This window comes from Pseudomonas sp. MEJ086 (genome assembly GCF_030209025.1).
In the GTDB taxonomy this organism is placed as follows: Bacteria; Pseudomonadota; Gammaproteobacteria; order Pseudomonadales; family Pseudomonadaceae; genus Aquipseudomonas; species Aquipseudomonas fulva_A.
Genome location: NZ_JARVSV010000009.1, coordinates 77,410 through 97,518, shown reverse-complemented (window position 1 = coordinate 97,518; position 20,109 = coordinate 77,410). Strand labels below are relative to the sequence as shown.

At 54.5% G+C, this 20,109-nt stretch carries 16 protein-coding genes; all 16 read right to left on the bottom strand.

What is annotated here, in order from left to right:
- Window positions 1-8: 8 nt before the first annotated feature.
- The 16 genes from QRN22_RS08400 to QRN22_RS08325 all read right to left on the bottom strand — a co-directional run bounded on the left by QRN22_RS08400 (window position 9) and on the right by QRN22_RS08325 (window position 20,101).
- A complete protein-coding gene (locus QRN22_RS08400; protein ID WP_042553090.1) occupies window positions 9-389 on the bottom strand; it encodes a flagellar protein FlaG in 381 nt (126 codons plus the stop codon).
- Window positions 390-469: 80 nt separating this feature from the next.
- Entirely contained in the window at window positions 470-1,630 is a 1,161-nt protein-coding gene (locus QRN22_RS08395) for a flagellin (protein WP_042553091.1), read from the bottom strand.
- A gap of 253 nt (window positions 1,631-1,883) precedes the next feature.
- Window positions 1,884-5,603: a glycosyltransferase gene (locus QRN22_RS08390; protein WP_197076986.1), complete on the bottom strand. Its 3,720-nt coding sequence runs from the start codon at window positions 5,601-5,603 to the stop codon at window positions 1,884-1,886.
- Window positions 5,596-6,015 carry a sugar 3,4-ketoisomerase gene (locus QRN22_RS08385; RefSeq protein ID WP_082045750.1) on the bottom strand — a complete coding sequence of 140 codons (420 nt, stop codon included), beginning with the start codon at window positions 6,013-6,015 and terminating at the stop codon, window positions 5,596-5,598. Before QRN22_RS08385 ends, QRN22_RS08390 begins: the two co-directional genes overlap by 8 nt.
- Before the next feature lie 24 nt (window positions 6,016-6,039).
- Complete coding sequence (locus QRN22_RS08380) at window positions 6,040-7,167, bottom strand: DegT/DnrJ/EryC1/StrS family aminotransferase (protein ID WP_082045752.1); 1,128 nt, start codon at window positions 7,165-7,167, stop codon at window positions 6,040-6,042.
- Between the two features lie 36 nt (window positions 7,168-7,203).
- Complete coding sequence (locus QRN22_RS08375; protein WP_156152676.1) at window positions 7,204-8,592, bottom strand: hypothetical protein; 1,389 nt, start codon at window positions 8,590-8,592, stop codon at window positions 7,204-7,206.
- Window positions 8,573-9,310 carry a class I SAM-dependent methyltransferase gene (locus tag QRN22_RS08370; RefSeq protein WP_042553095.1) on the bottom strand — a complete coding sequence of 246 codons (738 nt, stop codon included), beginning with the start codon at window positions 9,308-9,310 and terminating at the stop codon, window positions 8,573-8,575. The genes QRN22_RS08375 and QRN22_RS08370 overlap by 20 nt, the downstream gene beginning before the upstream one ends.
- On the bottom strand, window positions 9,300-10,217 hold the full coding sequence (locus tag QRN22_RS08365; protein WP_179538696.1) for a GNAT family N-acetyltransferase: 918 nt from the start codon (window positions 10,215-10,217) through the stop codon (window positions 9,300-9,302). Before QRN22_RS08365 ends, QRN22_RS08370 begins: the two co-directional genes overlap by 11 nt.
- 76 nt (window positions 10,218-10,293) lie before the next feature.
- The gene (gene flgL, locus QRN22_RS08360) at window positions 10,294-11,538 is read right to left on the bottom strand and encodes a flagellar hook-associated protein FlgL (RefSeq protein WP_042553097.1); all 1,245 of its coding nucleotides are present in this window, start codon (window positions 11,536-11,538) and stop codon (window positions 10,294-10,296) included.
- A 150-nt stretch (window positions 11,539-11,688) separates the two neighbouring features.
- Window positions 11,689-13,728: a flagellar hook-associated protein FlgK gene (flgK, locus tag QRN22_RS08355; RefSeq protein ID WP_042553098.1), complete on the bottom strand. Its 2,040-nt coding sequence runs from the start codon at window positions 13,726-13,728 to the stop codon at window positions 11,689-11,691.
- Window positions 13,729-13,734: 6 nt separating this feature from the next.
- A complete protein-coding gene (flgJ, locus tag QRN22_RS08350; protein ID WP_042553099.1) occupies window positions 13,735-14,952 on the bottom strand; it encodes a flagellar assembly peptidoglycan hydrolase FlgJ in 1,218 nt (405 codons plus the stop codon).
- A 12-nt stretch (window positions 14,953-14,964) separates the two neighbouring features.
- A complete protein-coding gene (locus QRN22_RS08345; protein ID WP_042553173.1) occupies window positions 14,965-16,062 on the bottom strand; it encodes a flagellar basal body P-ring protein FlgI in 1,098 nt (365 codons plus the stop codon).
- Window positions 16,063-16,073: 11 nt separating this feature from the next.
- Window positions 16,074-16,787, bottom strand: coding sequence for a flagellar basal body L-ring protein FlgH (gene flgH / locus QRN22_RS08340; protein ID WP_042553100.1), 714 nt, complete (start codon window positions 16,785-16,787; stop codon window positions 16,074-16,076).
- 62 nt (window positions 16,788-16,849) lie between these two features.
- Window positions 16,850-17,635 (bottom strand): flagellar basal-body rod protein FlgG, encoded by a 786-nt coding sequence (flgG, locus tag QRN22_RS08335; protein WP_042553101.1) that lies wholly within the window; start codon window positions 17,633-17,635, stop codon window positions 16,850-16,852.
- A gap of 47 nt (window positions 17,636-17,682) precedes the next feature.
- Window positions 17,683-18,423 carry a flagellar basal body rod protein FlgF gene (locus tag QRN22_RS08330; protein WP_042553102.1) on the bottom strand — a complete coding sequence of 247 codons (741 nt, stop codon included), beginning with the start codon at window positions 18,421-18,423 and terminating at the stop codon, window positions 17,683-17,685.
- Between the two features lie 196 nt (window positions 18,424-18,619).
- Window positions 18,620-20,101, bottom strand: a complete 1,482-nt coding sequence (locus tag QRN22_RS08325; RefSeq protein WP_042553103.1) for a flagellar hook protein FlgE — start codon at window positions 20,099-20,101, stop codon at window positions 18,620-18,622.
- Window positions 20,102-20,109 lie beyond the last annotated feature (8 nt).

Below are 20,109 nucleotides of genomic sequence, written 5' to 3'. Positions count from 1 at the left end.
GAGCCATGTCAGGCCTCGGCCTTGAACAGGAGACTGCGCACCTCTTCCAGACTCTCTGCCAAACGCAATGCCTCTTCAGACGGCAATTGGCGAATGACATCACCTGAAGCACGGTCGGTGACCTTGACCACAACCCTGCCGCTCGAGTCGTCGACGCTGAAATTGAGATCACGCCGAATGTTCTGTACGAAACTCTGGATGGACGTGACAGCATTATCCACCTGCTCGTACATCTGCCCCGCATCTTCAGCCGCGGCCTGCCCCTGACGCACAGCAGGCTGGTCACTAGACGCTTCTGAAGAAGCTGCCGCCCCGGCATACGCAGCAGGTACAGACGTACCTGTGGGCTTTGCCAGTACTGGCGACAAACTATTTATTGCGATGTCCATTTCTTTTACCTCGCAAGGCAAAACGGGGAGAAGCGCTATGCACTTCCCCCCGGAGTTTAGAGCAGCCTAGCCGACTTGGCTTACTGCAGGAGGCTGAGCACCGCCTGCGGCAGCTGGTTGGCCTGAGACAGGATCGCAGTACCGGCCTGCTGCAGGATCTGGTTCTTGGTCAGGTTCGCGGTTTCTGCCGCGAAGTCCGTATCCTGAATCCGACCACGTGCAGCCGAAACGTTCTCTGCGATGTTCTGCAGGTTACCGATGGTGTTCTCGAAGCGGTTCTGCACAGCACCGAGGTCGGCACGTTGCTTGTCGATCGCTTGGATAGCCTGGTCGATGACGATTACCGACTCCTGGGCACCTTGTACGGTGCTGACGTCGATGTTGGTCATTTCTGTTTCGGTGACAGCTGTGCCACTAGCATAAGCACCAGCAGTGATACCAGCCACGGTACCGCTAACACTCAAAGCAGAAAGCGCATTCGCCGTACCATCTGTGTTCTGACCAGAAATCAGAGTGGTGGCTCCAGTGTCGTCCACGAAAGCACCGACCCCGATGTTGGCATCGTTGATAGCAGTAGCAACAGCCTGACTGAACTGCTCCCCTGTTGATCCACTGGCCACGGTTACGTCAACCGAGAAATCTGTACCATTCACAGTTCCGGAAACCGTAACGGTGCCAGAAGCAGTCGCAGTGCCACTACCCGAAGCGATGGTCCCTTCGTAATACTTACCCTTCAGCGACGAAGTGCTCATCTCGTCGATCTTCACGCTGATGGTTTCGTTGGCTGCGCTACCTACCTGGAAGGTGGTGGTGCCGAAGTTACCATCCAGCAGCTTCTTGCCACCAAAGGTAGTGGTGTTGGAGATACGGTTAAGCTCTTTCTTGAGCTCGGTCACTTCCGAGTTCAGTGCTTTACGCTCGCCTTCGCTGTTCGAGCCGTTGGCCGACTGCAGGGACAGGTCACGCATACGCTGCAGGATGGTGGTCGACTGCTGCAGTGCGCCCTCAGCGGTCTGCGCCATGGAGATGCCGTCGTTGGAGTTCTTCACCGCCACGTTCAGGCCGTTCACCTGGCTGGTCAGGCGGTTGGCGATCTGCAGGCCAGCCGCATCGTCCTTGGCACTGTTGATGCGCGAACCGGTCGACAGACGCTGCAGGGAGGTGTTGAGCGCGTTGGACGAAGTGTTCAGGTTGCGCTGAGTGTTCAACGACGCAATGTTGGTGTTTACGGTCAAAGCCATGATGTTTGTCCTCCATCGGACACTAACGTGTTTGCCTGGGCTTGCGACTCTGGCCTGCAATGCTCAGGCAACATTGAGTTCGCTTTCATACTCTTTATCGACCTGAATCTGCGAAGCTTTAGGAGAGAAGTTGAATTTTTTTGCGACTCCCTTGACAGCCTGGGAGCCATGACTCTTCAACCTTATCCTGAACAGCATGTCGGCGCGCTTCACGAATTCTTGAGTCCGATGAATCGCGCCGCTACGTGCGCCTTCAGTCAGGCAACCAAGCATGCCGCCAGGCAATCAGGTTGCCGCCCTCCAGCATCCAGTCACGCATGACCTGTTGGTGCAAGGCACTGCCTGCATGAGCCGATGCATCGAGGTCGGCGACATGCATCCTGATGGCCTCCGCCCAATCCCGGTAACGGTTCTTCACACGGGTGACGGGAAGCGATCCTTCATAACTGCGCACGTCGCTGCAGACGACGGGAAAGCCGCAGGCTCCGTATTCCAGTAAGCGCAGATTGCTCTTGCACTGGTTGAACGGATTCTCCTCCAGCGGAGCCACCGCCAGATCCAGATTGAGCGCAGCCAGTGCACGCGGATAAGCCAGGATATCGACCCCCTGGTGAATCTCCTTGACGAAGGGCCGAAGCTTCTCCGGACACATGCCCATGAACACCCAATCGACTTCATCGGCCAACGCTTGCACCACATCGGCAATCATTTCCAGATCACCGGTGTGACTTATGCCACCCGCCCAGCCGACCCTGGGTTTACCGGACCGGCTGCGCGGGCTGGCAAGCCCTTTCCACCAGGCAGGTGGCAGGTAGTTCTCGATTACCCGGATATCATCGTGCAGGCCGCCACAGGCCTCGGCCAGGGCCTGGGTGGACACTACGAAACGATCTACATAGCTCAGCCCGCGCCGCATGGATTTCAGAATATCCTTGGGCATCTGCGCCCGGTGAACACTTTTTACAGGCAGATTCGGCAGGTAGTCGTCGAGTTCGTAGACCTTGAGTGCTCGTGAAAACGCCTGCATGCGACGCATGGCCTCGAAACGGTCATTACCAATCTGCTTCTGCAAAACGACTACATCCGGGTCGTAGCGCCCGAGATCCGTCACGTGCATTAAGCCGGAAGACAGCGCACCTTGAATAAGCCCTGCTTCCTGCAATGCAGTGAATGGCTGTATCACTCGGTAGTGGCCCGAACCATAGTTATCGGAAGGATGAGCAAGGACAGTTACCAAGGACTTCCACGAAGCCAAGGGGCGCCACGAAAGCGCAGTATCGGCAAGCTTAAAGCCCCCAGGTTGCGCCAGCGAGAAATTTGGGTTGTATATCGGGTCGTGCCGCAATTGCTGTAGCCATTTGGCGTACATAGCGTCCTGGTCTGCAACGCTATCGAACGTGGTGTCGACACGATCAAGCATCAACTGCGCAAAGGGTGTCCACACGGTCAGATAACCCGCCTGACGAGCCTTCAAACATAGATCTGCACCAGCATGACGAAAAGAAATCGAACTTTCACTCAGCCCTCCTAATGCTAAATAAAGTTTTTTTTCTACCAGCAAACATTCGTGGCCTATAACACTACTGTTTTGTACAACCTGAAGCCGCTGCATATAGCCCGGTGCATCTAAGGACTCCCCAACATCGGGGTAGCCGATCGGACCTGTCAAACCAAGAATCAGACCAGCCTGCGCTATTTTCCCATCCGACGACAGGAACTTGGGACCAACACAACCGACCTCTGGACGCTGCCCATGATTCAGCAGTTCGCTCAACCACTCCTCACTAACTGCCGCCGCATCGGCTGAAAAAAGCAGTACGTAATCACCATTAGCCTGAAACGCAGCTTGGTTAATCAGCATCTGGCGAGAGTCTTTATGGCCTCCAGCCGTCATAATACGAATACGAGTTTCTCCAAGCCCTTCCAAAACGCTCAGCCAAGAACTCACTTCGGCGGGTTGGCCATAATATTGAATAATGAGCAATTCATAATAAGGATAGCGAGTATTCTCAAGGATGCTCTCAATACAACGCTGCAATGAGTGGAGGCGATCACCAGCAACAATCAAAAAAGACACAAGCGGTGTGTGCGCATGACCGTAATCGATCCGGTAGCGACCTGGCTTGTCTGCACCAACAGAGCAGTGTTCGTAGCCACGCTGCTTAAGATGGCTAACTAAAGCACGTCGTTCATACCCACTATCGATCAAGCACGGCGAGCTACATTGAACCAACGGCTCAGCTATATGACCTATCCCATCGGTGCCGAATTTTGCGAGCATACGAAGGATCAGATCGAACTCATGACTCCCTCCACAATGGTCTGAGAAGCCACCAAGCTCATTTACTACAGCAGGCCTCAACAACCAATGACGCGATAACGCAGAGGGAAAACTGAGAAAATAGTCAAGGTTAAAGCTAGGACGTAAAGCTATTCCACACACAGAACCATCCTGACTATAAACCTCGTCAAAGAACAGAGCATTACATGCATTTGCAGCAGAAGACTCCAAACCTAGCATAGTAGAACCGCTCGGCCGAAGTTCTTCTCCTGCCTGGACTTGCAGAACCCAATCAGACGTGCAACTGCTTATGCAAGCATTCAGCGCATGAAAACTGTCAACAGTGGAACTAATAAATTCAATATCTTTAAATTCAGCACACTCAGAATGAAAACCACTATCAGACGCAAGAACCACAAGGGGATTGATTCTAACTAATGAAGAACTGTTCGCCAGACTATCAATTGTCTGCCTTAATAAGGCGACATTTTCGCCAGACCAAAAGATAAACAAAGAAAGACTAACTTGCTGACCCCGACTTACGTCTTCGATCAACCTTACCTGAACGGGGGTCAAAACCCGCCGAGCCAACCAATTGTCAAGTGATAGTCCAGAATTGAAGTTGACACCCAAGCTCCGGGCAGGAGATTTAAGCCATATTGGGGTTTCACCTGAAAAGGGCAACTCTACAGATGAAAAACCCTGCGAAAATATTTTTTCAATACGCGCCTGTGCCTGCCGGGCTTTTACTGAATCTATCCAAGCGACTTGGAGAGAAAGATCGTAAGCCAGCGCGCAGCCATTAGCAGGAACTTTCAAGTACTTCCGATCCACCAACTCAAGTACTTGGATAAGTTCCAGCAGCAAGTCTCTTTTTTGAAAACTTGTTAACACTGGTATGCCAGCGAGCATCTCTAGCGTCCAAGTACGGACAAAGCCAATAATAACCGAGACTATTTCCATATTGAGCCGGACACCGCCTTCCCCCGTAACGCCGACACTCAAATTATGACCATGTACTCTATAGTCAGTTAATACTTGGGGAATCTTTCCGAGCTCCCCCCTTGCCAAAAGCTTTCCCCAAAAATCATAGTCATGAACATAACGCAGAAGAGGATTGTATCCGCCCGTTGCCCTCATGTCGTCACGGCGAACCATGGCTGAAGGTGAATTTAGAAAATTTCCACTAAGTAAATTTATTCGCAAATCCGCCAAAGACCTATTGAAAAAATTTTCGTATACAACACTTCTTTCAAAGGAACGGCCTTGCTGATCAATTACACAGATATCGGTGAATACACCCACGCATCCTGGGTTTTGTAGTAGAAACTCCACCTGTTTCTCGATACGGAGAGGCCGCATCCGATCATCGGATCCTAGAAAAGCGACAAACTCACCAGCAGCCAAGAAAAAAACACGATTACAGGCGGCAGAAGCACCACCATTAACGTCTAGGAAAATAGCTTTTATTTTTTCAGGATTTTTATCTGCATAGCTCTTAACAATCAATGCCGTATTGTCAGTTGAAGCATCATCAAGCAAAAGGATTTCAATATTCTGATACGTTTGCTGCAAAACTGAATCAATGGCCTCGGCAACATACTTCTCATGATTATAGGTACAAATACAAACTGTAACCAAAGGTAGCTTAGCCGGGTTTGCATCAAGAGAGTTCGAAATTATTTTAAGCATCTGAACGTTCCAAAACGGCCTGACTGAAAGCACCATAATCGCGAAAATAGTCATCTTCAGAGTAATAGTCCGAAGCCAAAACCAAGCATACCGAGCCACTGGAAAAGTTATCTATGTCGCGCCACATCATCGGAGGAACATACAATCCATAATAAGAACGGTTCAAGCTATACTTGAAGCTTGCCTTCCCATCACTCAGGGTAACGTCGAAACTTCCTGAAATTGCAACCAACAACTGATGCAATTTTTTATGCGCATGCCCCCCCCGATCAGCACCACCAGGAACATCGTACAAATAATAGACTCGACCAATATCGAATGGAACATGACGCCCACCTTCAATAAAAGTCAAATTACCACGTTTATCTTCTATCTTTGGTAAATCTATTATTCTGCAGTTCTGTAGAGACATAGCCTCTCCTCTATCGACCAATTACTAGCCAATAAAACTATTACACGCAGCAACGACGCGCTGAATATCTGACTCACATAAGCCTGGATAAATGGGCAAACTTAGCACCTGATTGGAAAGTTCTACTGTTATTGGCAAGGCAAGGTGATTATATTCGGAATAAGCAGGCTGCTTATGAATAGGCAATGGATAATGGACGAGTGTTTCTATTCCCTCCTTGAATAAATGAGCCTGCAACGCCGACCGCTTAGTGCTGCGTACTGTAAAGATATGCCATGCGTGCACCTCATCGGCACTAGGCGTCCGTGGCAGAGATATGGCATTATTTTTTATACCCTGACAGTAGATTTCGGCAATATTTGCCTTCTCACGGTTGTCAGCATCAAGATGGTCGAGCTTTATTAGCAAAAATGCAGCTTGTAATTCGTCGAGCCTAGAGTTCGACCCAAGATACTCATGTTGGTACTTGATGTAACTACCATAATTGCGCAAAGCTCGAACGGTCTCGGCCAGTTCCGGATCATCAGTAACAATTACACCCGCGTCACCCAGCGCACCAAGCGGTTTACCTGGGAAAAGGCTAAAACCTGCGGCAATTCCCCAGCTACCAGCCTTACGGCCTTCAAAGCTAGCACCATGAGCTTGAGAAGCATCTTCGATTAGCAAAAGCCCACGTCGCTCTGCAAGCTCACGCAGTGCGCTCATATTCGCAAGACGCCCATATAAGTGCACTGCGATAATTACACGTGTACGCTCATCAATCGCAGCTTCAACTTCGTTAATATCCAAGTTAAAGGATTCAGCATCAGGCTCCACCAACTGAAGCCGCAAGGAATTATTAGTGACTGCGAGAGCAGTAGCGATAAAAGTATTGCCAGGAACAATAACACCATCACCGACCTTTATTCGGTCAAGTTCAAGTAACGCTTTCAAAATCAATTGTAGAGACTCAAGCCCATTGCCAACACCTACGCCGTGAGCTACACCGCAATAGCTCGCAAACACCTTCTCAAAATCCAAGCAGTACATACCTAAAATAAAACGCCCACTACATAGCACACGCTCTGTTACGTCTATAAACTGTTCTTTGAAGCGCTGATTCAAAGCAAGCAGATCTAAAAATGGTAAAACTCTCTGGCTCTGCACACTCATGAATACCCCCTTATATGTGATCACGTCAGATTTGCATCAGCGTGCAGCGATTTTCATTCCTTGAATAATCTGATCATTGAGCGAAGCCAGAGCCGCGCCTAATAAACTACCCGTAAGCTCGACGCGCCCAAGCCTCTCTAGATCGAAAACCGGCTGATCAAGATATGGGAGATTGTCCAAGCTAGGAAGAGGAAGAGCCTTGGGCGCTACCAATGTCCTAACTATATGCGCAGACCGCAACTCAGATACTACTGAAAGGTATAGCAACTCATGCAAGACTGCCTCATCGGCTTTAACCGGGTCAGGGTAGTATTTTACGAACTGGTCTTGATTAAACTCCACAGACACCCTATGCCACTGCGGATCAAGCCCGGCCATCGAGTCTTGATCTGTGACTCGATAAGCAGCAACCTTTTCATCAGCAATAAATAAACAAGGAAAAAAAGCTGGCATGCTATCTCGGTGTATCAAGAGAAAAACCACACGCACATCTATGCGCTGCAAATGACGTATAACTGGCACTCCTGTTAACTCAGCCAGTCTCCTATCCGCTAGCCCCGCCGCTAAACGCTGACAATCAATGGGCAAACCACTTTCTAAACGCAGACGTGGTGTTTGCTGAGTTGAATCAACCGCCAACATTCTAGAACGATCAATATCCACTAACGAATGGGACTCTAATGCGCGAGCAATAAATCTTACCAGTTCAGCGACACAACCTTGATCCGTCGTCCAAAATGGATATTCAGGCAAGCTACAGGCTTCCCCCCGAATGACTTCATTTAGCGTCTCGGGATAATAGAGGGGCAACCATCCCAAGCGATGGAAGCTAGCAGATATTGATTCGCTGGAGCAGCCAAGAATTTTCTGGCAAACCGGTTCAATATAACGATTATGTATATATTTGCCATGATTATAAACAGATGCGCTAGCATAACTCAGGTCGCGATAATTTGGATCGGAAACCTTATTGGACGCATGTAAATGCGTCGACTGGCCATGCGGGTCATTGGTGATTTCTTGTACAAGGACATCACCTCGAAAAGCATCAAGCTTATTACTCAACAGATAATCAGGATACCGGCGTCCCTCAAGCCAAACCTGAGGACAGTTGACACGACGTATATCGATAAGGCTTCCTAAGAATGCCTTTATTGAAGAGGCAAAATGAGCATTATGATTTCGAATAGCCGGATCATAGTAACGCACATCATTAAGCTGCTTACCTGATACTTTCAGGTCTAAGGCAACCATGCCCAAGTCAAAAAGCTTCCCCCCCGCAATAATCCCAGCAAAGTGTCCTCCTAGAATCAGACCATCAGTCGCCAATAAAACCCGCTGTCCTGCATCAGCACAGGCCAATGCAGCAACCATTACAGCGAGATTGTTACCGATCAATACTTGATCATAGTGCAAGGCGGGCATTTACATATACCTCAGACCCATTATTAGGAAAATGTTTCGACAACCTCATTAGGCCGTCTAACATTGTACGACTGATAATTCCTCGATCAATCAGAGACTGCATCTGTTTATGCGTAAATGGTTTGACGAAGTAACTTCCGGCATCCCCAACAACGAAACCAGCGTCCTGTAGAAGAGCAGATAGGCTATCTAGATCAAAAGTATTGTTTTGCTCCAAGGCCCGCTGACTTTCAGATAGCTGGTAGAGGCTTTCTATCAACCCCATCTCCAAGGCAAGTAAACGATGAAAAGATTTAGCATTGGGAACATTGACGTGCAGCTGACTGTGAGCGGAGCAAAATCTTTTAGCTGACTCAAGAAGCGCTAAAGGCTGCGAAACCTCATGAAGCACGCCACTCAAAATTACCAAGTCAAAAGTCCCAATATCTTCCAGAGCAACCTCTTCCAAGAAACCTTGTATGAGCCTTGCGTTACCGTGCCCCTTGATCAAACTACATGCATGGTCATAGAACTGCTGTGAAGGTTCAACTGTGCATATTTTAATTTTACTCTGGACATCCATGAACAGAGGATTCCAACCACATCCGACTTCAAGTATAGAACGCGGCGCCATGCGCTCAATTTGCTCTAAAACAAAAGCGCGCCGAAATTCAGCCTGGACAGGTTCGAACGGCATTTCAGAATAACTAGCAGCATAGCGCTCAATATCACGATCCAAGGGACTTCTCCATTGTCACTTTCAACGTTTCACTGAAGCCTAGGCCACGTTTAAAATTCATAAGGCCCAAATTTGGAACCCCAGCGACTGAGGAAATCCCATAATCTAGGAATTTACATCCACGCTGATAGGCTTGATCGTAGCAAGCCTGTACCATCGCGATTGAGGGGCTAAAATTTGCATAGCCAGGCAAGTCAGCAATTTTGAATATATAAAAAATATTATCATTCAAATGAACACCAATAACTGCAGCTATACAGACCCCATCCAGCTCACCACAGAAAAGCTCAAAATTATCAGGATATACATTCAGCATTAAAGCCAATTGTTCCATTGTCATGCTTAAACGGAAATCCTTAGCGGAATGATGAATTTCTATCAAACCATATACCTTTTCAAGCATCTCTGAGCCCCCTCGCGTGACAGAGAGTCCGCTTGACCTCAAGTTTTTCAAGCGCCGTTTGCTATCGGAACATGTCCGCGCTTCAAAAGCGACGGCATCTACCGGTGCGCTATAGTTAATATCGCAAAATACGCTGTGATAGCCTTGAGACTCTAGCAAGAATTGCTGTAAAGACACGCCATGAAGATCATGAAAACTTGGCGGTAATAAAACTCTTACCTTACTAGCCCCGCGCTCAGTCAAAAAGCGCTCTACTTCGTTAATAAAAGCGATACTCTCTGAGTGCCGAACATTCGTAATACCATCTATCCCACCATAGGTGCCACGCACCGGACTAATATAGCAACCTTCTTCTGTTTCTGACAGATTCAGGGTTAACACCGGCCTTTCATGTACCAGCCACTGAAAATAATAACTATTAGACGTGGCATGGAGCTTGAAAAAAATACTGGTATTAAAAAAATTCAGCGACTCTTGAGGAAGATACTCATTAACTGCCAACACAATCATTGCTCCTGAACAGTCGCAAAATATTTAATCTTAAATATTTAATTTTCAAAGCCAACACCCGATCGCTCAATCAAAGCTTGTTGAACAGATTCAGACTACTCACCTTCACATAACTCTGTTGCGCAGCCTCGAGAATCAATGTCTGGAACGACAAGCGCGAAAGCGCTTCGGGATAATCCAGTTCGCGTAGCTCGGCCTGTACCGACTTATTGATCAGGCCAACGTCTTCGTTATCGGTGAGGGTGTTCTCGACAACGTTCAGGCGTGCGCCGATTTCACCACGTGTGCTGTCGACCGTGGTGCTGGCATGCGACAGATTGGTAATCGCTTGCGCCACGGCGTCACGGGCAAGACGACTGCCCTCCTCGGTCGCTGGTGCGTCTTCGAGAGACTTGCGCAGGCTGCCTATGGTATCGAGCAAGCCTTGCTTTTGCCGGTTAGGGTCAGAAGTGACGGTTACGGTATCGCCGCTTGCGGGCGCACCGTCGAAATTGACCACTACGCCGCGGAACACCAGCTTGTCAGTCGAGCCAGGCTCTTCGTCCATGGATCCGGTACCCAGCGCCGGCGTAGTGGTTCCGGCAGCGAAGATCTCGTAGCTGTTGGCATCGGGGTTGCCGAAAACGATATCTATCCCCCCCTCAGGGAAGGCAGGCGTTGCGCTGAATGCCACTTCGTCCTGCACCAGAGGCGTTGAAGCACGGAGGGTAGAGCCGGGCTGCGCGGTGACGGCCGCATCCAGACGGCCAGCGTTGGTGACGTTCTGGAATACTCTTTTGCCGTTATCGCTGATAGCCACGCTCAGGGAGCTGGCAATTTCCAGTTTGCGTTGCCCTTCATCCCCTTGGTAGGAATAAGTGCCATCGGCGTTACGAGTGAAAGGCTCAGCCTTGCCCTGGAACCCGGAGAACAGATACTCACCACGGGCGTTCTTGGTGTTCATCAGGCCCAGCAACTCGTCCTCGCGCTCGCGCAGCTCGGCAGCGATGGACTTGCGCTCCTCGACACCCAGCGAACCATTGCCTGCTCGCACGGCAAGTTCCTGAACGCGCTGTATGACGGTGTTTACCGAATTGAGCGTGGCCTCTTCCTGATTCAGGCTGTTCTTCGCTGCCGTCAGGTTGTCGTTGTACTGAGTCAACACATTCTGCTGCTGCTCGAGCTGCAGCAGGCGTACCGAGGCGACCGGGTCATCCGCGGGGGTGAGGATGCGGTTGCCGGTGCTGATCTGTTCCTGAGTGCGTATGGCATTGGCGTAGTTGCGCTGCAGGCCTTGCACGCCGTTGTTGAACGCCTGAACAGTGGAAATGCGCATAGCTGCCTCGTCTTCTCTGGCGGTGACTGGCGTTTGCCTGAGCCGCACCCTCTTGGGGATTTGTTCACCATCTGGCCATTGCTGGATGGTTGATCGTATTGTGTGTTTGTGGGCTGAAGCCCACCCTACCCGCTAGGCGCGTTCACGCCACTACCTGAATGCCCCGATCAGGGTATCGAACAAAGAGCGCGCAACTTGAATCACCTGGGCGGACGCGTTGTAGTACTGCTCGAACTTGATCAGGTTGGCCGCCTCCTCGTCCAGGTTGACCGCCGACAGCGAATCGCGGTTGTCCTGCGCCTGTTTGAGGATAGCAGTTGTCGCCTCGCTGTCCTGGCGGGCCTGGGCAGTGAGGGTGCCGACGCGCTCGATCAGGTCGCCGTAACTGTCGGTGAAGCTGGAGCCGGTGGTAATGCCGGTTACCGTGGGGTCGACACCGATTACCTGCTTGTTCTGCAGGCCAACCAGCGCCAGAGCGTTACGGTTGTCCGAAACACCGTTCTGGTTGAAGGCGATGTTGAAGCGGTCGCTGTTTTCCGGACGGCCGCTGACGCTCATGTTGACGCTGGTGCCATCGGCCAGGGTCAACTGGTAGTTATTCTGCTGGCCCGGCTCGAAGAGCGGGGTCGGCGCCGGAGTGATCGGCTGCCCCTTGTTATCGACGCGGGTCAGCGTCGCACCAGCAGGCAACCCGTTGAAACCGCCCGCAGCCGAATCGTAAGTCAGTGTCAGCGGAGGAAATGCGGCCTGCAACGCTGCCGGGTCGATATTGCTACCCGTGGACTGCAGCGTCGGCTGACTGATCACACCGTTGCCGCGGTTCTGCAGATTGGCCTCGGCGCGAACCGGTGCAGCGAACGCCAGCTGGTCGGCCTGGTCCAGCACGGTGGATATGGTCGAGGCGCCAATGCGCGTCGGCTGCAGCACGAACGAATCACCCGCGGCAGGTGCAGGAGTGCCGACAACGATCTGGAACCCCTGGTTACGTCCGGCACTGTCCTGAAAGCTCAGGGTGCCGGGAGGGTTCTGGGTGACGGTCATCGGCTGGTTGTCACTCAGGCGCCGCGCCGTGTAATTGCTGCCGTCGAACTCCAGTCGATAGTCGCTGGTGGTCAAGAGCGAACTGTTGGTGATGTTCAGGATCGGTGACGCATTGCTGCTGTTGCTGGACGACGACAGTACGCGCAAGCGGGCCAGTGACTCCGCGTTGTAATCACCGAACAGTTTGGCACCCACCTGCCCCTTCAGATCCAGGCCCTGCCCCAACTGACTGTTGACCTGATCACTCACCGCCAATGCCAGGCGCCCCAGCGAATTGAAGGTGCTGTCCAGCACCTCCTCGCGATACCGCAAGATGCCGCCCAACTCCCCACCGGTAACCTGTGTGGTGATGGTCTGCCGCGCGGCGCCAACGATGAACTGTATCTCGGAGCGATTCGGATCGTTGCTACCAGGCACCACCTCCAGGCGTGCAGCATTGCTGCCGATTACCAGAGGCTGACCCGAGCCAATGAAGACGTTCTGCGTGCCATCGTTCTGCGCCACGACATTGACGCCGATGAAGGTCGACAGCTGGCGTACCGCCTCTTCACGGGCGTCGAGCAGGTCATTGGGCTGACTGCCATTGGATTGAGCGACCGCGATGGATTCGTTGAGGCTGGCAATGGAGGTGGCAAGCCGATTGACCTGCTCGGTCACGGCGCCCATCTGTTTGTTGGCGAAGCTGTTCTGCTCGCTCAAGCGGTCATAAACGGTATTGAAGCGCCGGCTCAGCCCCTCGGCTTCGGAAAGCACCAACTGCCGAGCGGGCACATTGGAAGGGTCTTCGGCAGCGGTCTGCAGGGCCGAGAAGAACTTCTGCAGCGACGGCGTGACGCCCGTGGTGGTGCCGGCCAGCAACGAGTCGAGCTGATCGATCTGGCTCTTGTAAGCGGCGACATCGCTGCTATGCGCGGTGCTGCTGCGCAGTTGGGTAGTGAGAAACTCACTGTAACTGCGGCGGATGTCGACCAAGGTAGTGCCGGAGCCGATATAGCCGGCCCCGCTGAACTGCGGCGTACGCGTAGCCTGAATCGTATCCTGACGAGAGAATCCCGGCGTGTTGATATTGGTGATGTTATGGCCAGTGACCGCCAGCGAGGTCTTGTTCGCCGACAGGCCTGACAGGCCAATACTCAATAAGTCAGCCATGCTTCATCATCCCTGGTTGGAGGGCGCGCCGTTGGCGGCGATCATCTGGTAGGTCGACAGCTTGCGAGCGATCTGCGACACCTTTTTGGCGTACTGCGGATCGGTGGCATAGCCGGCTTTTTGCAACTCACGGGCGAACTGCTCGGGGTTGGCGGTCGAGCTCAGGGCCTTTTCATAACGCCCGTTGCTCTGCAGAAAGCTCACGTAGTCTTCGAAGCTGTGGGCATAGGATTCGTAGGCACGAAAGGACGCGGCCTCCTTCACCGGCTTGCCGTTCTCGTATTCGGTGGTCATCACCCGCGCGGAATCGCCGCCCCAGCTGTTGTGGGTCTTGATACCGAACAGGTTGTGGCTGCTACTGCCATCGCCCTGCTTGATGATCGACTTGCCCCAACCGGTTTCCAGTGCTGCCTGCGCCACCAGATAGCGAGGGTCGACGCCCAGCTTGGCCGCGGCCTTCTCGGCCATCGGCAGCATGGTTTCCATGAATTCCTTGGCCGACTTGAAGGTCGTGCGGCTGGCGATTTCTTCGCTGCCATTGATGTTCAGGCTGCGTTCGGCCGGTGCGGCATAGGCTTTGGCCGGCAACCAGTCGCCCTTGGCCAGGGGTTTGCCCACCGCATCGCCCGCGGGCGTTCCCGCAGCCGTGGAGGCACTGGCCGCCTCGGCGCCCGGCACGATGCCAGCCTGGATCCGCTGCGCCAGTTTGCCCGGCAGCGACAAACGACGCTGATTGAGCAAGGCCATGTCGTTGCGTTCGCCTTCGGCGGAACCCTGGGCCTTTTCGACCTGCATAGGCGCAGCGGTCTGTTCAGTGCGAGCCAGCGGTTTGCTCGGCGCAGCAGGCACCGGCGCATCGACCTGAGCGAATGGATTGGGTCGATCGCTGACGCTGCGCATCTTCGACATTTGCCGCGCCATCACGTCCGCCAGACCGATACCGTTCTTGTTGCCGGCCATGGTCACCGACAACTGCTGGTCGTACATGTCCTGGTAGGTCTTGGCCTCGTTACTGTTCATGAAGTTGCCTTCGCCGAACACCTCGTTGGCCGAACGCATGGTCTTGAGCATTTCATTGAGGAACAGCGACTCGAACTCCTTCGCGACCTTGCGAATGTTCTCCTCATTGTCGCCGCCAACCTTGAACTGGTTGAGGCGATTGAGATCGGTATAGGCGCCCGTGTCGAGAGTGGTGGTGCCGGCGGCCGCGAGTCGTGTATCCATGTCCCGCTCCTTTTAAATCACGATCAGGTCGGCCTGCAGAGCGCCGGCTTGCTTGAGCGCCTCCAGGATGGCCATCAGATCGGAAGGCGCAGCGCCTACCTGATTCACCGCACGCACGATTTCGTCGAGGGTGGTACCGGGGCCGAACTTGAACATCGGTTTCATTTCTTCGTCGGCGCCGACACGCGAACGCGGCACTACCGCAGTCTCGCCGCCGGACAGCGCGCCCGGCTGGCTGACGATCGGGTCTTCGGTGATGGTCACCGTCAGGCTGCCGTGGGTCACGGCTGCTGGCTGCACACGCACGTTCTGGCCAATGACGATGGTGCCGGTGCGCGAGTTGATGATGACCTTGGCAACCGCCTGACCGACGTCGACCTCGAGGTTTTCCAGAATCGACAGATAGTCGACGCGCTGACTCGGATCGAGCGGCGCGCTGACGCGAATCGAGCCGCCGTCGAGCGCCTGTGCCACACCTGGGCCGAGCAGCTCGTTGATGTGGTCGACGATGTTCTTTGCCGTGGTGAAATCCGGACGGTTGAGGTTCAGTGTCAGGGTGTTGCCCTGATCGAAGCCGCTCGGCACCGGACGCTCCACCGTGGCGCCACCGGGGATGCGACCGGCCGAAGGCACGTTGACGGTAATGCGCGAACCATCGGCGCCGCTGGCATCGAAACCGCCCACCACCAGGTTGCCCTGGGCGATTGCGTAGGTGTTGCCGTCGATCCCCTTGAGGGGCGTCATCAACAGGCTGCCGCCGCGCAGGCTCTTGGCGTTGCCGATCGAGGAAATGGTGATGTCGATGGTCTGCCCGGGCTTGGCGAAAGGCGGCAGGTCGGCGTGGATCGACACCGCAGCGACGTTCTTCAACTGCACGTTGCCGCCTTCCGGCACCTTGATGCCGAACTGCGCCATCATGTTGTTGAAGGTCTGCACGGTAAACGGCGTCTGGGTAGTCTGGTCGCCGCTGCCATTGAGGCCCACGACCAGGCCGTAACCGATCAACTGGTTACTACGCACACCCTGGATACTGGCCAGGTCCTTGAGTCGCTCGGCTTGAGCGGTCGAGGCCAGCAGCAGAGCTGCAACGGTGATGATCCATTTGCGCATGATCATGAACCTCAGAACGGCCACAGCGGGCTGACGAAAAAGCGATCCAGCCAACCTGGCTGACTGGCATCGGCGAAGGCGCCAGTACCGGAATAGGTGATGCGTGCATCGGCGATACGGGTCGAGGCCACGGTGTTGTCACGAGCAACGTCGTCGGAACGAACCAGACCGGCGATGCGCACCAGCTCGTCACCGGTGTTGAGGGTCATCCACTTCTCACCGCGCACGACCAGCAACCCGTTGGGCAGTACTTCGGCCACGGTCACGGTGATCGAACCGGTCAGGCTGTTGCTCTGCCCGGCCTGGCCGGAACCATTGGTGTCACGCTGGGCGCCGTACTGGGCACTGAGTCCCAGGTTCTCGGCCTTCAGCGGATTGAGGCTGGAGCTGGGGTTGTCGATCGATACGCCACCGCCGAACAGCGACGTCAGGCCGATATTGGCATTACTGTCCTTGGACATCTGCGAGCTGGCGTTCTTGCTGGCCTGCATGCGCTCGCTCAGGCTGATGGTAATCACATCACCCACGCGGAACGCCTTGCGGTCGCCGTACAGATTGTTCTCGAAGCCCGACTGGAAGATCGAGCCATTGTTCTGCGCGGCCGGCAGCGGCGTGCGTGGCAACACAGGTGCGTAGTACGGATCGTTGGGCTTGGCGACCGGCGCCACGCAGCCACTCAGCACTACGCTGCCGAGAATCGAGAACACACACACCAAGCGGTTCATAACCACTACCTCACAGCGTTCAGGCGTATCAGGGGGTGAGCTGCTGCCCTACCCCGGGTTTCTTAAAGGTTCTGCGTGATGAAGGACAGCATCTGGTCAGCGGTGGAGATGACCTTGGAGTTCATCTCGTAGGCGCGCTGAGTGGTGATCATGTTGACCATCTCCTCGACCACGCTGACGTTGGAGTTTTCCAGGGTGTTCTGCAGGGTCGTACCCAAGCCGTTGAGGCCGGGCGTGCCGACCTGCGGCGCACCGCTGGAGGCGGTCTCCAGGAACAGGTTGTTGCCGATCGCTTCCAGACCCGCCGGGTTGATGAAGTCGGTGATCTGGATGTTGCCGACGATCTGCGGCTGCGGGTTGCCGGTGGTGGTCACCGACGCGGTGCCGTCCTCACCCACGGTGAAGGTACGCACTTCCGGTGGCAGCACGATGGCCGGCTCCAGCGCGAAACCCTGAGACGTCACCACCTGGCCATCGGAGTTCAGGTGAAAGCTGCCGTCACGGGTGTAGGACACCGTGCCATCGGGCATCAGTACCTGAAAGAAGCCGCGGCCGTTGATCGCCATGTCCATCGGCTGCTCGGTGGTCTGCAGGCTACCGGCAGTGAAGATCTTCTGCGTGCCATTGATACGCACACCGGTACCGAGCTGCAGGCCGGAAGGCAGCTGGCTGTCCTGGCTGGACTGACCGCCGGGCTGGCGACGGATCTGGTACAGCAGGTCCTCGAACTCGGCGCGATCGCGCTTGAAGCCCGTGGTGGACACGTTGGCCAGGTTGTTGGAAATGGTCGTCAGGTTCATGTCCTGAGCGGACAGGCCGGTCTTGCTGACCCAAAGTGCCGGAAGCATAGCGTTTCTCCTCGGGCGCCGGATTCATGGCGCCGCGCGTTTGGTTATCAGGTCATCTGCAAGACACGCGCCATGGCGGTGTCATTGTCTTCTGCGGTACGCATCATCTTTACCGACAGCTCGAACTGCCGGGACAGCGCCAGAATCGAGGTCATTTCCTCGACGGCATTGACGTTGCTGGACTCGAGAAAGCCCGAAGTGATCTGAACGGTGGCGTCGGCTTCCGGTGGCTGCGGGCCGTTGAAACGGATCATGCCGTCGCTGCCCTTCTGCATCTGCTTGAGGTCCGGGTTCACCAGCCGCAACCTGTCGACCTCAGCCAACACATTGGGCGCCTCGCCCAGGGCACGGATGCTGATGGTGCCGTCCTGGCCAATCTCGATCTTCTGCTCGGGCGGCACGGCGATCGGCCCGGCATTGCCCATTACCGGCATGCCATTACCGGTGCGCAGCATGCCCATGGCATCCACGTTGAGGCTCGCAGTACGCACATAGGCTTCGGTGCCATCGGGCGACTGCACGGCCAACCAGCCCTTGCCACCAATCGCCACATCCAGATCACGACCGGTTTCCTGCAAGGAGCCAGGCGTGAAATCGGTACCGGGTCGCTCGCTCATGGCGAACACACGGCTAGGCTGCGTTTCTCCAAAAATCGGCATCGAGCGCGCCTGCTCGAAATCGCGGCGAAAACCGCTCGTGGAGATGTTCGCCAGATTGTTGGCGTGGGCACGCTGGGCCAACGTGTTGTTGTGGGCACCAGTCATGGAGACGTACAGCATCTTGTCCATGTTTCCTCCGAGGTGGGGCAACTCGCCCGCGACTCTGACAAGAGCTTAAAAGCAATTCACGTGCCACCAACCACAAAAAATCGCAACCTAATGATTTTATTGGATTTATATAAACGAAACAGGCTCCCGAGGGAGCCTGTAATTTGTCGCTTGGCGAGTTGTTGCCGCTAGCGGCAACGACTCCCTGACGCGGGCATCAACGCAGGTTGATGATCGTCTGCGTGATGGCGCTCTCGGTCTCGATGGTTTTGGCGTTGGCCTGATAGTTGCGCTGGGCAACGATCAGGTTGACCAGCTGATCCGACAGCTCGACGTTGGAATCTTCCAGCGCCCCAGCCTGCAACGACCCCAGGGTGCCGCTTTTTGGCGTGCCGATGACCGGCTCACCAGATGCCGACGATTGAACCCACGCCGTTTTGCCAACCGGTGTAAGCCCCTGCATGTTGGCGAAGTTGGCCAGCACCAGTTGGCCCTGAACTTTGGTCTGGCCATTGGTATAGCGAGCGAACAGAACACCGGTCTCGTCAATTTCCAGGCCCGACAGCTCCCCGGTGCTATAACCGTCCTGCTCGACCTTGGCGACCGCAAACGTACTGTTGTACTGCGAAGACCCACGGAAATCGAACTTCACCGCCCCGCTGGCCGTGGAACCGTTTGCTGCCCAGGTCGTACCCTCGGCATTGGTCGGCGCCGCAGGCACCCAGCCATTCATGCTGAGGGTGCCATCAGGGTTCATCGACAACCCTGTGCTCAGCCTTGCCGGATCGATGGTCTGCAGCTTGCCGGACGAGTCGAAGCTCACCCCTGCCGAAAGCGCCTGAGTACTGGTCGGATCCAGCGGATTACGACCGTCCACCAGAATCTTCACGTCCCAGTTGTTCGCTCCGGTCTTCACGAAGTACTGGGTGAAGGAGTGCGCATTGCCCTGGGCGTCGTAAATATTGACCGAGGTGGAACGGTTGTAGCTGGTCGGATCCGCCGGGTTGAACGAAGCGTTGGCTGCAGTGGTACCCGCCGCAGCCCCCGCCGCATTGGCAGCCGCAAGCTGTGCAGGCGTTGCAGCCGCAGTGGCGGCCGCGATCTCGGCAGGCGTCGGGTTCGGGTTACCCGGCAACAAAGAGCCGTTGAACGCGGTTTGATAGGCGCCGTCATAGGCGCTCTGGCGCAGCACCGGAACGCTCTCGGTCGAGTTCAGGTTGAACGGCTGAGTAATGGTGGACGTAGCCCTCGGCGCCTGGCTAGCCGTTTCCACCTTCAGGTTGCCGATGATGCCGTTCTGCAAATTACCGTTGGCATCCACGCCATAACCCTGCAGGTTATGGCCGAAATTATTGACGATGAAGCCTTCACGATCAGTACCGAAGTAACCGGCACGGGTGTAGCTGATATCGCCATTGTTGCTGGTGCGGAAAAAACCGTTGCCCTGAATGGCCAGATCCAGCGAGTTCTGCGTGTAGTTGATGTTGCCCTGGCTGAACAATTGGGACACATCGCTGAGCAGCACACCGCTACCGATCGGGTTGGAGCCACTGCTGAGCATCGACGAGGCATACAGGTCGGCGAACTCGGCACGCGACTGCTTGAAGCCCGCAGTACCGGCGTTGGCGATGTTGTTACCGGTCACATTGAGGTCACTGGTTGCAGCGCGCAGGCCGCTAAGACCGATATTGAACGACATGAAAAATC

Bases quoted from the DNA above. Each gene is read 5' to 3' on its own strand.
- QRN22_RS08400 (WP_042553090.1), bottom strand. From the start codon at position 389: ATGGACATCGCAATAAATAGTTTGTCGCCAGTACTGGCAAAGCCCACA.
- QRN22_RS08395 (WP_042553091.1), bottom strand. From the start codon at position 1,630: ATGGCTTTGACCGTAAACACCAACATTGCGTCGTTGAACACTCAGCGC.
- QRN22_RS08390 (WP_197076986.1), bottom strand. From the start codon at position 5,603: ATGCTTAAAATAATTTCGAACTCTCTTGATGCAAACCCGGCTAAGCTA.
- QRN22_RS08385 (WP_082045750.1), bottom strand. From the start codon at position 6,015: ATGTCTCTACAGAACTGCAGAATAATAGATTTACCAAAGATAGAAGAT.
- QRN22_RS08380 (WP_082045752.1), bottom strand. From the start codon at position 7,167: ATGAGTGTGCAGAGCCAGAGAGTTTTACCATTTTTAGATCTGCTTGCT.
- QRN22_RS08375 (WP_156152676.1), bottom strand. From the start codon at position 8,592: ATGCCCGCCTTGCACTATGATCAAGTATTGATCGGTAACAATCTCGCT.
- flgL (WP_042553097.1), bottom strand. From the start codon at position 11,538: ATGCGCATTTCCACTGTTCAGGCGTTCAACAACGGCGTGCAAGGCCTG.
- flgK (WP_042553098.1), bottom strand. From the start codon at position 13,728: ATGGCTGACTTATTGAGTATTGGCCTGTCAGGCCTGTCGGCGAACAAG.
- flgJ (WP_042553099.1), bottom strand. From the start codon at position 14,952: ATGGATACACGACTCGCGGCCGCCGGCACCACCACTCTCGACACGGGC.
- QRN22_RS08345 (WP_042553173.1), bottom strand. From the start codon at position 16,062: ATGCGCAAATGGATCATCACCGTTGCAGCTCTGCTGCTGGCCTCGACC.
- flgH (WP_042553100.1), bottom strand. From the start codon at position 16,787: ATGAACCGCTTGGTGTGTGTGTTCTCGATTCTCGGCAGCGTAGTGCTG.
- flgG (WP_042553101.1), bottom strand. From the start codon at position 17,635: ATGCTTCCGGCACTTTGGGTCAGCAAGACCGGCCTGTCCGCTCAGGAC.
- QRN22_RS08330 (WP_042553102.1), bottom strand. From the start codon at position 18,423: ATGGACAAGATGCTGTACGTCTCCATGACTGGTGCCCACAACAACACG.
- QRN22_RS08325 (WP_042553103.1), bottom strand. From the start codon at position 20,101: ATGTCGTTCAATATCGGTCTTAGCGGCCTGCGCGCTGCAACCAGTGAC.